Raw genomic sequence first — 13,742 nt, 5'->3', positions numbered from 1 at the left:
CTCACGGTATAGCGCTATAAGCTCCCGTCGAGCCAATCGTGCTTCTTTAATCCAAATGCAAAGTAACAATGGATCATTCTTTTGAATCGCCTCTATTTGTTTCTTTTCACAATGCTGCAAGAATTCATCTAGTATTTGTTTTTTCTGTACATCTTTCTTTAAAACTGATAACGTCATAGCGCTTTCTCCTCTCAAATTCATTCCACATCTTTTGTAAATTCTTTAATTGGTTTATCGAGTGCATAAACAACAAGTAAAAGCCCACAAATCAGAAACCCAGTGATACATACTGAAAAAACACTTTCTTCCATCATGATTATTTCCTCCTTCCAACTTTTTTTACATCTCAGAGAACTTAATTTGAGAGTTTACTATATTAATTTTCTCACTCAGCACAATAGGTAACGTATACGCTCCAACAATCTTTGTTGCGAGTGCCAAATGACCACGTTTAATTGCTTTATGGCTTGTTACTCCAAATTCACGATACAGTTGGTTATAGATATCACGGTAGACCTTTCCTCTTATCCCCGCATGTTGGTATGCATTAGATTGTTTACCACCTAATAGCGCAACGCCATGACTCTTGACTGCATTTGATATTTCATCGCATTCTACAGCGAATAACGGAGCATTTTCTCTTAAATCTTTGACATCTGATTTGATGTGCTGGAGTTCTTGCTTTTGCCCTTCTAGCGCTTCAAAAGTAAGTTTGAGAATACTCATTGGATCTGTAGGAACTTGTTGCTGGCTCTGAATATAGTTTTTCATACGGTTAAACTCATTGATGTATTTTACCTTTAGCAACATTGCTTTTTGCGTTGTATAGCTCATAGTTACGAGCATAAACGCATCGAAGTTTAAAATATATTTTTCTTGTATTCGATTGCGGTTATCTCGATATTCAATGGGCTCAAATTTGAGCGTATTAAAATTAATACCTAGTTCATCCACTTCAGCATTATGTTGTAGACTTGCTAATTTCGAAATTGTTTCTAAGATATCTCGTTTTATATTTTTGTGCTCCTTTCCAAACATCTCAGCAATTTTCAAACTATCTGTTACTACCTCACCCTTACTTTCAAATACCAGTTCGTTTGCTACTGTTAATCCATCCATGTAAAGCCCTCCTAAATTTTAATAATGCTTGTCCAGTCCACCAACCCTATGCACTTGGAATGACTCGTATTGAGTTCGTATGACGATGTACTAAATGCAATTCATCATCTACTTTCTTAAAGATTAGCCAATTATCAGGATTTAAATTATATGAATTGATATGTATCTTTTCTCTCTTGGTTGGTCTTTTACCATTTTTCATAAATGCTCCTCCCACCTTTTCTGTTTATTTTTCAAACAGCTCGTCCACTGTTGTTTTGAAGTATTTTGCTAGTTTCTGAGCTTCTTTTAGGGTGAAATCACTTTTACCGTGTTCCTTAGCAAAATATGTTCTCGGTGAAATATGGATTAAATTCGCAATTGCTTCTTGAGTCATACGTTGCTCTTTTCGAGCAATAAATAAGTTTTTGTACATACATATCACTCCCTGTATATTTTATATTTACATCAACTCCTGATTGAAGTATTCCCTTCAATTAGCTTTGGATAAAATCGTTCAAAAACGAACGTTTCGTTCGTATCAGAGTTAAAAAAAATCTCCTCTATTGATTCATCTAAAAAGTCAGCTATTTTTTTAGCAACTTCCATGGATGGGCTGCGCTCTTTTTTGTCCAGCATTCTTATATATCTTTCAGTAACCCCACAATGTTTTGCGATTTTATGATAAATTATTGATTGTTTCATGTCTACCTCCCACAAGAACGTTTTGTTCGATTATAATCATATCGAACAATTTATACATTGTCAATGACTTTTCGAACATAATGTGCTATGATTAATCCCAAAGAGAACAAGTTGTTCAAATGAATAACTTTATGAGGTGATTAAATTGATGGGTATAGGGGCTAGAATAAAAAAACTCAGAAAACAACGTAACTGGACGCAAGAAATCCTAGGAAAAAAGGTAGGGGCTTCGTCTCGTGTAATTGGTTATTATGAATCCGAAGAACGTTTTCCTTCACCAGATACTATTGCAAAATTATCTGATACATTAGAAGTAACAACTGATTTCCTACTAGGACGTGGTAACGAATTAGATATAAAGAAACACACAAAATTTAAGGAAATTATGGAACGATTAGATACGCTCCCTGAGGAAAAACAGGAAATTGTACTTCAACAGATGTTGGCAATAACCAAAACATTAGAAGATTATCATAATAACGAAAAAAAATAGCCCCTCATCTTGGAGACGGGCTATCTTTTAAATTCTAAAACTTTCTTCTATGTACTCTTCAATTAATTCCGGTTTAGTTTCATCTATTGTGTTCAAAAATAGTTCTACAATCTCTTCTCTCTTCATTTCTATTCCCCCTATGTTTTTTCATTCTCATCTCTCACTTACATTCTATCATCTTGAAATTTATTAAATATCTTACTCGCAAAACTTTTAAAAATAAATTTTTAGCTACTAAATACCCCAAATAAAATCAAATACAATAAAAAAAAGACAACTTTTAGTTGTCTTTTTTTATTTCAGCCCCCAGGTTTTGTCCCCTGTTCCATCTTTTGTATTTTATTAATTTGATAACTCTTTGTTTCGAGTACCTTGTCTGTTATTGGTATTATGAATGTCATTGCACAAATTATTAATACAATTTTCTTCAAAATTAATCCCTCTTTTCTCTTTTTTGTACCCCATAATCCATTTTAATGTTGGATGACTATCACCCTCATTATATAACTTTCTTGCAATTAAACCAGCAAAAAAATAATTAGATTGTGCAAAAAAATGTTCAAGAACTTCATGCATAATTCCATAATCCTTACTTGCAATAGCTCTAAAGAAGATTACAAAATCATCATCGTCTTTCTGATAAAAAGCCTTCTTTATTTGATCAATCTCTTCAAAATTTAATACTCTATCTTCATAATATATTTTTGCCAATAAGAGATTATGTCTTGTCTCTTGTTCTAATTCAAATATCCCCGATTTTTTAGAAACTTCATGACTTTGTTCAAGATACTGTAAACAAAGTCCTTTATCCTCTATTAAATAAGACATACCTAGTCGGTAATATGCATCAGCAACAGTTTTATTACAGATGTTTGCGTTAATTATAATATACGCATAATGCCTAGTAGCTTCTAAATCATTAAGTTGCAAACAAACTGTACAAAATAGCTCTGCAATTCTGTGAATATAACAATTCCTTATAAATAATTTTCGGCTTTCACTCACAGCTAAAATAGAATTTTCAATTTCATTTCCAATTGTAAACATACGTTCAAAATTTTTATCAAAATAATAATTGTAACATTTCATAATTTCCGATAAAACACGTAAAACTGGATCTTGAATTTTTCCGTATTTCTCCAGTTCTACCTCTATATCATTCCCTGGCAATGTATCTTTCATGTAATCATACAAAATTTTATATACGCCTACATATTCTCGTATAGATGTTTCTTCACTTAAATGCTTATTAATAAGTTCGTTTAATAATTCGGTATCTCTAATAATAGCTGCATATTCGAAGCTCTGCTTAATTAATTCTGTAGAATTTAATTCTAGACACCAGTTATACATCAAATCTTTTGATTCAACTGTACTTAATGACATAACATGCGATAGTTTAAGTAAATTGCAAAAACTAATTGTTCCCTGATTTTTAAATTTTGACATATAGTGCAGAGGAACATCCATTTTTTCGGCCACAATTGTTAAATTTAAATCCTCTCTATCTTCAATCAAATCACATATTTTTTGATTAAAGCTCATAAAAACATTTCCCCCTCTCTAAAACATAAAAATTCACCATCCCATTTTCTCAACCTCTAAACTGCACTACGAATGATGAATGTCTGTTAAACTAAAGAGGAACTCGTATGATGCAAGTGTTTTTCCTAAGATAGCTTTAGGATGAACGGTGCGAGAGGTTTTGGCAGAAGCACCCCTTACACACGCTCTGCGAGTTTTTATGTTTTCTGTTTTTTTATTTTTTGTTTTTTACGATTATTCTGTCTATTAACTTGACAGAAACCCATATACTGTATACAGAGCCAATTTTAGCACGGACTCGCATTCTATTCCACTCTAAAACTTATTTCTCAATATAGCATTAAAGAAAAAACTTGAAAATATTTGAATGCATCTTCATATATTTTATATTCGTAATGAATATTGGTTCATTATTCATTATATTCCACTCAAATTAACGTAGAAACCCGCCAATTTTTAAGTAGTGCACCCAACCAATTCTGAATTATATTAGAATATCATAAGAAATAATTTTCGAACTTTCTCAATATGTATCACGATATTATTATGGTAATATGATTTTACCCTTACTTGTATCATCATGACCGGTTTTCTACTAATAGTAGTGGGAGTGTTTATTTTTTGGGTAATTTTAAATCTAAATATGTTATACTGTTTTAAACGGTAATTTTATTTTCATGTAGGTAATATGTTATTAAAATTAAAGTGGTTAAAGTCAAAGAAAGGCTCTCAATTTATTTTGAGAGTCTTTTCTTTTGGTAACAAACAAGTTATAATCTACCCAATAAATTTAATTATCAATCTTTATATATACAGGAGGGGTTCTTATGGTGGTCTACAAAGATAAAGAACGAGGAACATATTTTTTTGTGGTCAGAGTCCGTCAGTTTGATGGTACCCAAAAACAAGTAAAACGTCGTGGGTTTAAAACGAAAAAAGAAGCACGTGAAGCTGAAGCAAAAATGTTAATTGAAAAAGAAACAAATTCAAATTTAACATTTGCTCAAGTCGCGGATAGTTATTTTGATTGGTATTGCCAAAGAAGAAAACAATCTTCAATTAACACCATTAAAGCCATCCTTGAAAATCATTTACTAGAAAAGTTCGGAAAATCAAAAATCAACAATATAACTGCTAAGCATATCATGATCTACCAAAACGAAATTATTCATAAGTATTCAGCTGTTTATTTGAAAAAGATTCATACCGTACTGTCCTCAATTTTTAATTTCGCAATAAAATTTTATGGTCTCACAAGTAATCCTGCGAGAATTGCTGGCAACTTTGAAAAAGAATCGAATAAACGATTAAACTTTTGGGAATTTGATGAGTTTAAACAATTCATTCATGTAGTAGATGATTTACTATATCAAGCCTTTTTTACGACTCTTTATTATAGCGGTGCAAGAACTGGCGAATTGCTAGCATTAACATGGGCAGATATTAATTTTGAAGAAAAATCGATTAATATTAATAAAACCAACTATAACAGACAGATTACAAAACCAAAAACCAAAGCCTCAAATCGTATTATTATGCTACCATCTCTTGTCATAGACTTATTGAAAACATTAAAAGAACATGCTACATTAGGGGCACCGATAAAAAATGATTATATTGTATTTGGTGAATTTTACACAAGTATAGCGACAGCCACCCTTCATAAACGTTTTGCTAAATATGTTGCTTCTTCTGGAATACCTAAAATTCTACTTCATGAATTTAGACATTCCCATGCATCTTATTTAATAAATAGAGGTGTTAGTCCACTTGTGGTAGCCCAGAGACTAGGACATTCGGATGTGTCAACAACGTTAAATACATATAGTCATTTATATCCGTCAAAACAAGCGGAAGTAGTTGCGTTTATGGAACAAGATTTATCATTTTCGTTACCAATTCGTGACCTACGCCCTTTAAAAGGTTGATATTATGCAATTCGCAATGATCAGAGTAATCATTAATATACAAAACTTTAATTTCCAAAAAGAGCACAAAACAGCTATATTAAGCAGTTTTTCGCTATATCGAAAAATGTAAATGGCAACACTTTTCTGTTGATTTGTGACCATATTCGTTACCGAAAAAATCAAAATTAAACTAATAAAAAAATAAAAGAGCACAGCGTGTATAAAAGGTGCGTCAACACCCCTTATACCGTCCGCCTAAATCACCTAGGCAAACACTTGCTGTAACTCTTTATGTACTTTATTTTACCGTACGTAAGGGTTCTTCCGCAACAGTTTGCTTACATTTTGTGGCATACTGTTGCTTTTTTATTTTCAAAGGAGACGAGCCCTTATGAAAAAGAAACAAGCAATTACTATTCTTGCTAGCATAGAAACATACGAAAACTTAGTATCTTTTCAAACTCTCAAGGAATTAAATGACACTGTACGCGCATATAAGAGGCAATTTGCTGATCAATTAAATAAAAACCAATTAGCTGTATTAAATAAATTGCACAACTATTCTTCTAAATTCCTTGGTGTATCTTTCAGAACGAAAAAACACATTGCTGAAGACCTTGATATTAGCCGTAGAACAGTTATTCGTGCATGCCACCACTTAGAATCACTTGGTATTATTAAGCAACTGGAAATGAAACGTAAGAGTGACATGAGACAAACTAGTAATATAATCATTATTCAGCCAATTATTACGGAAGAACAACTTGTCACAGAAGCCCCTACTAAAACTGTGGAAATTTGTCACACCAAGAAAACAACTACAAAAACCTTAAAACAAAAGATAAAAGATATAAATAAACGTAAAGAGGAAGTTTCGCAATCTTTTCAACATGATTTAGACTTCATCGATTATCGTGTGCCACAATCTATGCGTATGGAATTACAAACTGCTTTTTCACCCAATGTGATTAATGAGTCTTTCAAAAATGCCAGAAACATTGCAAAGAAGGCTGCAAAACAATTTAATTTATTAGCAGATACAGATGTATTTCACAACCTTCTTGCAAATGCTTCTTCTGTTTTGTACTTTAAAACACATAAGTACGAGCATAATGGAAAATCGATGAAAAATCCTATTGGATACTTTACTCGAACGTTCAAAAGAATCGTCTATAACTACATTGATAGCTTTAGAGAGATACATAACCTTGCAAATCGTGAGGCAAATAAAGATAATGGACTAGCTTTTTTCAAAGAATTTATTGATGGTTAACTTGTTATGTCTTAACAACCATTTGATTCATGAAATCGTGAATGGATTTAGCTTGAAATATGCGAAAATTTGAAGAGGAGATGTCATACTGGCTATCGGTAATTACCAGAAGAGAAGGGAAGTATTTGGATTTCTTGGGTTGCCATAGTTCTCGCTGCCATTCCAAACTATGAAAGTAAATTTCATATCGGTTTAATTTCTCTTGCATTACTTTCTTACTGTATACCGAATTCTGAACTTCTATGAAAAATGGAGATTGTCGCCAAATTGCAAATATGTCTGGCTCCATATATGCTTTACCATACTTCGGCTCGACTTTAAACAATTTAGGCTTTTCGTACTGAAGAAGTTGCTTATATACATTCACAATAGCAAGGAAGTGCGGAATCTTTTGACTTGTTTTTCGAATCGGACTCGGTTGTGGAAAGTAGATATATGGTTTCTGTAACACATTTACGTCCACACTCCCATCTCGCCTTAATCGTTTCATAACCGTATTGCAACTGGTCACAGCTTTCTTGAGTCCTTGAAAATGCAAATCGATAATGTCATCTCGTGATAGGCACCTAAAGCGGCATAAGTCTTTTATAATCGCTTTATCTCTACTCTTCATGTTCCAACACTCCAAACAAAGGAAGTTCTTGTTGTAGCGAATTCTGAAGCGTTATATCTTCTTTGAGTAAACGGTAAGGTTCAACTATTTGCTTTGCTTTATTAAGTTCTAAATAAGGAGCTTGCACTTTCTTTAATCCATTTAACTTTAAAATCATTTGGCCAGATTGCTCTAAGTGTTCTGATCCAGGTGTACCCATAATATTACTATTAATTGTGTTATCGCATTTAAAGCCCATTCTAACCGTCATATTTAGCTTTAACTTACCATCTAGCACCTTTGCATCTGGTCTTTGCATAGATAGCATGAGGAATACGCCTAGTGCCCGACCAACTGCCGATATTTTTTCTATTGTCGTCATACATTCTTTTTCATCTTGTAGCATCGCTACTTCATCAATAGCTAAAAGAATATAGGGTTTCTGTTTATCAGGATTTAATTTGTTGTACTCATCAATGTGATCCACTTCATATTCTTCCATGAGTTTTCTGCGCTCGCATATTTCCTTCCACACTTTTTGAAGCATGATTTTCATTTCGATTTCTTCCATGCATACCTCTTTTACATGCTTCACCCTTCTCAAGAAATGAAATTCAGAGTTTTTCAAGTCGCCCAGATACAAATGCAATTTATTAGGAGACATGTATTGAATGAGTGTAGAAAGAACAACTCGCACCATACTACTTTTCCCACTTCCTGTTTCTCCTGCGATTAAAAGATGTGGTGTATTTGCTTCAACCATGTCATACGTAATCGTGTTTCCAAATTGGTCCCGTCCTACCACAACAGGAAGTCGATATTTTTGTAATAATGGCTGCCATTTCTTATAACTGTAGTTATATTGTTTTAAACCAGCATCAGAATAAAATACATTGAGTACAAACTTTTTAATGTCCCCCTCAATCGCTACATTCCGTCCAAATATTTGCTGAAAGCAAAACCATTTCTTTTCAATTGTCTTTGGATCTAATCCGTTTGGGATAGTAAATACATATTTCACGCTTTCTTTGGAAGAAGAAACAGCATGAATTTTAGGGTAAATTGGCACTTTTCCGCCACCCGTTTGATGTTCCATATATAATCCTGCCTTATCAAATACTTCAATGAGTTGATGTTTTAAAGCCTTCCTATGAAGCCACTCTTTTATGATTTCCATATCATCTCTCCTTAGAACATAATCACAATACGAATGAAAACATACGCAACAAAGCCAATTCCACCAATTCGTATTCCATGATGTAATCCTTCAGATACAAATTTCGCTGCGGAAATATAATCATTTTGAATCAAATACCTTTCTAGCAATACTGCACCAATTGTAAGACCTCCTAGCACCCCTAAAGCTACATAAGTATGTACAAGAGGCTGAGACATATGAAAGAAAGCCATGGGACTAAGTGGCTCCAAACTAAACGCTCTCACTTGCTTTTGCTTCTTATAAGATTGATTCATGAAATCCCGAAAGGGAATGATTTCTTTTCTCTTAAACATGTTGCCTCCTCCTTATAAAAAGAATCCAAAAGCAAAATAGATACATTCTAAAACCATGTAAGAAGTACGTTTTAGTAATTCAAAGGCGTCAAAGGGAACATTGGTTATAAAGGTTACCAGTTCATCTGGTAGTTTTCGTATTTCTAATGCTGTACTGTCCAATGGTTCTTTTACATACCAACTCATCCATCTATACAGAAAATCGGTAGTATCAGACACACTCATTGCATTTTGATTCAGAGCATCCCAATGACAAACCATTTCGTTTGCCGAACTTTCGCACCATTTACCAATCTCTTCTGCATTTCGAAATTGTGGATGCGGAATTTGATTCCATCCTTTCGCCCGATCTTCAGTCAAATAAAACTTAATCTGATTCCCAATTATCTCATATGCATTTTCCTTCACCAATACATCCTCACTCATTCCATTCCCTCCCCTTCTATAAACAAAATTCAAATTCTTGATGTATCAGAGGTTCATACCCACATTACCAAGGTAGCAATACCTTGATAGGAACCACGGTAGCTACCTTGATAGAAATCTAAAATTTACCTTGATAACTACCTCGGTAAAATCACCTATTCCTATCTTGATAGCTACTTTGGTAACTGGAATTTCTCTTACCGTGGCAGCTACCTTGATACATCATATTGTGGAGAGCTTGGACAATATTCACCATTTTTGGGGTTTTATTTTTAGTGAAAATTGGACATGACTGTATATAACAAATTAATTAATGAGGTGAAAACATGTGGGGTCTTGGTAAAAAACGTACAAAACTAGGAAAATTCTTGGACAAACATGAAATCGAACAAGAATGGCTTATACGAAAATCGGATTTAGGAAGAAATACAATTGGAGAACTAGCTAATAATCCTAATAGATATCCTACACAAAAAACCATGAAGAAAATATTAAAAGTACTTCGGGAATTTGATCCTAAAATAAGAGCTGATGATTTTTGGGATATGTAAATGCAAAAAAGTCCGCCTCCAAAAGGAGACGGATTTTTAGGTTAACTATTTCAGTTAAGAATGGTTGAATATAAAATATAATATAACAAAAATTATTAGTCAATAGCTGATTCTATTTTGAATAAAGTGTATTTTTCAAAAGCATGTTAAGCACTTTAGAAGCATATAATAAATTGCTCCGGCTATGTCATACAACATACCAATCTATACAGAAAAAGCATTCCGGACTTCACCAATCTGGAATGCTTTTTCTCATATTTCAACATGTTGCTACATAAAATAAAATTAACACGTTCCTCTTTTATAATAAGCATCCTATGTAACCAGAGCACTCCTAAAGAATGCTCTGGTTTTTATTATTCATTGTAATAAAACTATTCTTTTGTATAAAATTCTAGGTATAAGTGCAAAAAATCCGCCCCCAAAAGGGAACGGATTTTTACTGTACATAGATAGATTAGAGAACGTATTTAAAATATAAATTACATTCATTTTACAGTCAAGATCCTGTTCTACCTTTCATTATTATTACATATATTATTTATGCATCTAGAGAATCACCACATTTTTGACACCTTCAACTGGGGAGGGTGTCTTTTTATTTTAAAGGAACATTATGCACTTTAGAAACATATATTAAATTGCTCCTGACATGATGCCTTTTTATATACAGAAAAAGCATTCCGGCCTCTCCACGCTGGATTGCTTTTTTATTTCTGAAGTCATATAACATGATTCCGTTGCATACATATAAAGTGGTTCAAGAGAAACCACACAAGAACATTCCTCCCATCCAACCAGGAATGTTCTTTTTTGTATACTTACGTCTTATTGTACATAGAATGAAATGTCATTCGATTTTTCTCCTTTTTACAGAAGTGCTCCCTGGTCAGGAGCACTTCTTATTAATTCATATACAAACAGTTTTTAATCAGTACAATAAACTATCCCTCAAACCTCACATACTCCCCTGATACCCATTGGTCTCCACCAACGTTATACCAGCCATTTTGAATGCCCCAAGATTGATAGCGTTCCCCTCGGTACACATTCTTTACAATATCATAATTCGTTCCTGGTCCTGTACGAACACGTAAGACATCCGCTGTAATTGTAACAACACCTACACCATTATTAGACGGTTGTGTAGATGGAGCTGTATTACCACCACCGTTATATGCGTTTTGCACCCTTTCAATGAAAGACCCCCAACGTCCTTCTGCTAACATACGATGAGGACAGTACTTTCCGCTCCATGATTGGTGTGTGCGAACTTTACTTATCGGAATGTTGTATTGTTTCATGAGCCCAGCTACAACAATAGCTGCATTATTTTCCGCTTTATAATATCTATCCCCGCCACTTAAAGAATAACAGATTTCTACACTAATCGATTTTCTGTTGCCTGAACCATTCCCATCTCCACAAGCCCATGCATTCCGTTCTAAAGGTAAGCCTTGTACAGCTTCTTTATCGTCTACCGCAACGTGGAATGAGACCTCATTATTATTTCGTATCATATAAGCAATTTCATTCTCTGCTGGCGCATCATTATACGTATTGTGAACTGTGATAAATTCTGGATTCATTGTATAAGGGCACTTTGTACCATATTTACTTGGGTCAACTAATTTTTTTCTAATTTCCATTATTGAACATCTCCCTTTTTCTCTTCTTCTTTTTGTTTGCCACCTAAAATTTCAACTGCATTTTTTAAAGCTTGCGGAAGTGGAATGCCCATTCTTCCGGCATTTTCTAAAAGTGAAAGTAACTCATTACCTATGAAGAAAAAAATTGTTGCTTCACGGATGGCACTATTACTTCCTAACGCTGCATCTAATTGCGCTGCTGCCCCAACCAAAAGAAAAAGCACCACCTTTTTGGCGATGCCCTTGAAACCAACTTTACTTTTTAATTCTCCGTTATACCCTGCTGCAATCATGCCAGTTACATAATCAATAACTGCCATTGTCACTAAGATTTTCAATGTTGCATCCCATCCTCCCAAGAAATACCCACAAAATCCACCGAAAGTGGCAATAAAAACCTTTAATAATACATCGATACGATCCACATTCTTTCCTCCTTCTTTAAGATAAAAAAAGAGAGACGCTTGTCCCTCTTTCAAAAATACTTATATATGAACACTCTAAATCCCACCCTTGAATACCAAACCTAAAACTGCCATAACTATTGCACTAATAACAATTCGTAAAATCCACGTGGTATTTAGACTGATTTTTTCTAATTGCTTATTGATGTTAGAAATATCTTTTTCGTTTATCGTTGTACGAGTTTCTAAATTACGAATATCTCGCATAATTTCTTTTTGCTCTGCTTTTAGGCTGTCGATTTTTACATATACGTCCTCCATACATTCACATCCCTTTTGAAATCTTAATAAGACAATCTCTATATACTATGAGACAACTCTTTTCTAAGTGAATGCATGAATTTTTTTATACAAAAGCCCTATTTTGTCAAAAAAAGTGATTCTCGGCTCCTTCTTTACACTAAATAGTTAATTGAAAAATGAATAATTTTATCAGTAGTGATGTTGTATATTCTTACATTCCCGCCAGTTTCTATGTTGAATTCACAGATAGAATACGGTGGGCCGGCGATAATCACAACATCTGTTATTTGTTGGGCTGGTCGCATTGCAACTGGAACATTGAATACAACTTGTCCTTCTTTTACATTCTTTAAAGAGCCTATAACAGAAACTTGGTCACCATTTCGTTTTGCTCTAGTAACTTGTCTTCCTTCAACATTGGACGCATTTGCTGTGTTGATTGACATCTGAATCCAATCTGTATCTGTTGCTTGCCTAATTGTCCCATCAGTTCGAAATTCTACTCGTTTGGACCAATCCCAAGAATCACCTTGTTCTTTTGTAGAAGGAGCAAATATCAACTCTCCCTGTGAACCCTTATGAATAACTGATTTAAAAGAACGACTTCCTAACACAATTGCGTTATCGACCTTAAATTCAAGTAATCCATTTATGATGTCGCCAGCTTTCTTAACTAAATTGGTAGAGTCATTGAAAGTAAATCCATCTTTACTGTTATAATCCATAGCTATTTTGTTTCCGACGTAATCATATAGGTAAGTTTGGTCACCTTTTCCAGTTGAACCCTGGCGAGCAAACAATCCAGAAACGTTAGTACCACCCCTCTTTAATAGCAACCCACCGGATGTAGCAAGGTCTATAGCGAGGGAGTTTGTCATAGTGTCACCAGTCTTTTTGACTACATTCATAGTATTTAATTTCTGTTGCAACTCGTCCAACGTTTTCTTAATAATCTCAAACTCTGAAATATAGTTTTCGATTTTAATATTACCTTCTTTTACATCTCGTCTTAATGTAATCCGAATGTCTGGTGTACTCATTCTTTCTGTACTTTTTTCCATAACAAAATAAGCTGTCCAATCATCCGATGTGGAAACAGCTTGTGAGGACAACGTATATGAAAATACACCATTCTTTGCATCAACAATTTCGGCATCGTCTCGAACGAACTGTCCAATTTGATTAATTGCTTCGTACTTTACTGCATACCCTGTTAAATCAACAATTTGCCCCTTTTCTCTTACATATACAGTAATCTTCAATCCGTTTTTATCATTTTGC

17 protein-coding genes are annotated in these 13,742 nt (G+C 33.9%); 4 read left to right on the top strand and 13 right to left on the bottom strand.

What is annotated here, in order from left to right; all coding sequences use genetic code 11:
• Window positions 1–339: 339 nt before the first annotated feature.
• The 4 genes from ACQGS6_RS14605 to ACQGS6_RS14590 are packed head-to-tail and all read right to left on the bottom strand — an operon-like array spanning window position 340 to window position 1,803.
• Window positions 340–1,119: an ORF6C domain-containing protein gene (locus tag ACQGS6_RS14605; protein ID WP_242316694.1), complete on the bottom strand. Its 780-nt coding sequence runs from the start codon at window positions 1,117–1,119 to the stop codon at window positions 340–342.
• A gap of 46 nt (window positions 1,120–1,165) precedes the next feature.
• Window positions 1,166–1,321 (bottom strand): DUF6906 family protein, encoded by a 156-nt coding sequence (locus tag ACQGS6_RS14600; protein ID WP_000788399.1) that lies wholly within the window; start codon window positions 1,319–1,321, stop codon window positions 1,166–1,168.
• A 24-nt stretch (window positions 1,322–1,345) separates the two neighbouring features.
• Window positions 1,346–1,534, bottom strand: coding sequence for a helix-turn-helix transcriptional regulator (locus tag ACQGS6_RS14595; RefSeq protein ID WP_000277640.1), 189 nt, complete (start codon window positions 1,532–1,534; stop codon window positions 1,346–1,348).
• A gap of 32 nt (window positions 1,535–1,566) precedes the next feature.
• Window positions 1,567–1,803 (bottom strand): helix-turn-helix transcriptional regulator, encoded by a 237-nt coding sequence (locus tag ACQGS6_RS14590; RefSeq protein WP_000813894.1) that lies wholly within the window; start codon window positions 1,801–1,803, stop codon window positions 1,567–1,569.
• Window positions 1,804–1,951: 148 nt separating this feature from the next.
• Here ACQGS6_RS14590 and ACQGS6_RS14585 point away from each other — a divergent pair, with 148 nt between their 5' ends.
• Entirely contained in the window at window positions 1,952–2,296 is a 345-nt protein-coding gene (locus ACQGS6_RS14585) for a helix-turn-helix domain-containing protein (protein ID WP_000511081.1), read from the top strand.
• A 342-nt stretch (window positions 2,297–2,638) separates the two neighbouring features.
• Here ACQGS6_RS14585 and ACQGS6_RS14580 read toward each other — a convergent pair whose 3' ends face one another.
• Window positions 2,639–3,841 carry an AimR family lysis-lysogeny pheromone receptor gene (locus ACQGS6_RS14580; RefSeq protein ID WP_000009557.1) on the bottom strand — a complete coding sequence of 401 codons (1,203 nt, stop codon included), beginning with the start codon at window positions 3,839–3,841 and terminating at the stop codon, window positions 2,639–2,641.
• Between the two features lie 827 nt (window positions 3,842–4,668).
• On the opposite strand from ACQGS6_RS14580, the gene ACQGS6_RS14575 reads away from it, so the two are divergent.
• Window positions 4,669–5,769 carry a tyrosine-type recombinase/integrase gene (locus ACQGS6_RS14575; protein WP_000262044.1) on the top strand — a complete coding sequence of 367 codons (1,101 nt, stop codon included), beginning with the start codon at window positions 4,669–4,671 and terminating at the stop codon, window positions 5,767–5,769.
• 373 nt (window positions 5,770–6,142) lie between these two features.
• Window positions 6,143–7,024 (top strand): helix-turn-helix domain-containing protein, encoded by an 882-nt coding sequence (locus ACQGS6_RS14570; RefSeq protein WP_242316584.1) that lies wholly within the window; start codon window positions 6,143–6,145, stop codon window positions 7,022–7,024.
• A gap of 4 nt (window positions 7,025–7,028) precedes the next feature.
• On the opposite strand, the gene ACQGS6_RS14565 is transcribed toward ACQGS6_RS14570, so the two are convergent.
• The 4 genes from ACQGS6_RS14565 to ACQGS6_RS14550 are packed head-to-tail and all read right to left on the bottom strand — an operon-like array spanning window position 7,029 to window position 9,554.
• Window positions 7,029–7,637, bottom strand: a complete 609-nt coding sequence (locus tag ACQGS6_RS14565) for a replication-relaxation family protein (RefSeq protein ID WP_000842171.1) — start codon at window positions 7,635–7,637, stop codon at window positions 7,029–7,031.
• Window positions 7,627–8,793 carry an FtsK/SpoIIIE domain-containing protein gene (locus ACQGS6_RS14560; RefSeq protein WP_242316583.1) on the bottom strand — a complete coding sequence of 389 codons (1,167 nt, stop codon included), beginning with the start codon at window positions 8,791–8,793 and terminating at the stop codon, window positions 7,627–7,629. The genes ACQGS6_RS14565 and ACQGS6_RS14560 overlap by 11 nt, the downstream gene beginning before the upstream one ends.
• Window positions 8,794–8,804: 11 nt before the next feature.
• On the bottom strand, window positions 8,805–9,128 hold the full coding sequence (locus ACQGS6_RS14555) for a hypothetical protein (RefSeq protein WP_242316582.1): 324 nt from the start codon (window positions 9,126–9,128) through the stop codon (window positions 8,805–8,807).
• 12 nt (window positions 9,129–9,140) lie between these two features.
• Complete coding sequence (locus tag ACQGS6_RS14550; protein ID WP_086409871.1) at window positions 9,141–9,554, bottom strand: hypothetical protein; 414 nt, start codon at window positions 9,552–9,554, stop codon at window positions 9,141–9,143.
• Window positions 9,555–9,880: 326 nt separating this feature from the next.
• Here ACQGS6_RS14550 and ACQGS6_RS14545 point away from each other — a divergent pair, with 326 nt between their 5' ends.
• The gene (locus tag ACQGS6_RS14545; protein ID WP_000264500.1) at window positions 9,881–10,105 is read left to right on the top strand and encodes a hypothetical protein; all 225 of its coding nucleotides are present in this window, start codon (window positions 9,881–9,883) and stop codon (window positions 10,103–10,105) included.
• Window positions 10,106–11,049: 944 nt separating this feature from the next.
• Here ACQGS6_RS14545 and ACQGS6_RS14540 read toward each other — a convergent pair.
• The 4 genes from ACQGS6_RS14540 to ACQGS6_RS14525 all read right to left on the bottom strand — a co-directional run.
• Window positions 11,050–11,754 carry an N-acetylmuramoyl-L-alanine amidase gene (locus tag ACQGS6_RS14540; RefSeq protein WP_242316581.1) on the bottom strand — a complete coding sequence of 235 codons (705 nt, stop codon included), beginning with the start codon at window positions 11,752–11,754 and terminating at the stop codon, window positions 11,050–11,052.
• Complete coding sequence (locus ACQGS6_RS14535; RefSeq protein ID WP_242316580.1) at window positions 11,754–12,179, bottom strand: phage holin family protein; 426 nt, start codon at window positions 12,177–12,179, stop codon at window positions 11,754–11,756. Before ACQGS6_RS14535 ends, ACQGS6_RS14540 begins: the two co-directional genes overlap by 1 nt.
• Window positions 12,180–12,254: 75 nt before the next feature.
• Window positions 12,255–12,479, bottom strand: coding sequence for a hemolysin XhlA family protein (locus ACQGS6_RS14530; protein WP_086409874.1), 225 nt, complete (start codon window positions 12,477–12,479; stop codon window positions 12,255–12,257).
• 134 nt (window positions 12,480–12,613) lie between these two features.
• Window positions 12,614–13,742, bottom strand: a 1,129-nt coding sequence (locus ACQGS6_RS14525) for a BppU family phage baseplate upper protein (RefSeq protein ID WP_426965250.1), incomplete at its 5' end; no start/stop codon positions are given.

Source organism: Bacillus sp. GMs2/2 (assembly GCF_050172095.1).
GTDB classification, from domain to species: Bacteria; Bacillota; Bacilli; order Bacillales; family Bacillaceae_G; genus Bacillus_A; species Bacillus_A cereus.
This window is presented reverse-complemented; position numbering and strand designations above follow the sequence as displayed.

Coding starts and splice junctions, on each gene's coding strand:
- ACQGS6_RS14605 (WP_242316694.1), bottom strand. CDS start 1,119: ATGGATGGATTAACAGTAGCAAACGAACTGGTATTTGAAAGTAAGGGT.
- ACQGS6_RS14600 (WP_000788399.1), bottom strand. CDS start 1,321: ATGAAAAATGGTAAAAGACCAACCAAGAGAGAAAAGATACATATCAAT.
- ACQGS6_RS14595 (WP_000277640.1), bottom strand. CDS start 1,534: ATGTACAAAAACTTATTTATTGCTCGAAAAGAGCAACGTATGACTCAA.
- ACQGS6_RS14590 (WP_000813894.1), bottom strand. CDS start 1,803: ATGAAACAATCAATAATTTATCATAAAATCGCAAAACATTGTGGGGTT.
- ACQGS6_RS14585 (WP_000511081.1), top strand. CDS start 1,952: ATGGGTATAGGGGCTAGAATAAAAAAACTCAGAAAACAACGTAACTGG.
- ACQGS6_RS14580 (WP_000009557.1), bottom strand. CDS start 3,841: ATGAGCTTTAATCAAAAAATATGTGATTTGATTGAAGATAGAGAGGAT.
- ACQGS6_RS14575 (WP_000262044.1), top strand. CDS start 4,669: ATGGTGGTCTACAAAGATAAAGAACGAGGAACATATTTTTTTGTGGTC.
- ACQGS6_RS14570 (WP_242316584.1), top strand. CDS start 6,143: ATGAAAAAGAAACAAGCAATTACTATTCTTGCTAGCATAGAAACATAC.
- ACQGS6_RS14565 (WP_000842171.1), bottom strand. CDS start 7,637: ATGAAGAGTAGAGATAAAGCGATTATAAAAGACTTATGCCGCTTTAGG.
- ACQGS6_RS14560 (WP_242316583.1), bottom strand. CDS start 8,793: ATGGAAATCATAAAAGAGTGGCTTCATAGGAAGGCTTTAAAACATCAA.
- ACQGS6_RS14555 (WP_242316582.1), bottom strand. CDS start 9,128: ATGTTTAAGAGAAAAGAAATCATTCCCTTTCGGGATTTCATGAATCAA.
- ACQGS6_RS14550 (WP_086409871.1), bottom strand. CDS start 9,554: ATGAGTGAGGATGTATTGGTGAAGGAAAATGCATATGAGATAATTGGG.
- ACQGS6_RS14545 (WP_000264500.1), top strand. CDS start 9,881: ATGTGGGGTCTTGGTAAAAAACGTACAAAACTAGGAAAATTCTTGGAC.
- ACQGS6_RS14540 (WP_242316581.1), bottom strand. CDS start 11,754: ATGGAAATTAGAAAAAAATTAGTTGACCCAAGTAAATATGGTACAAAG.
- ACQGS6_RS14530 (WP_086409874.1), bottom strand. CDS start 12,479: ATGGAGGACGTATATGTAAAAATCGACAGCCTAAAAGCAGAGCAAAAA.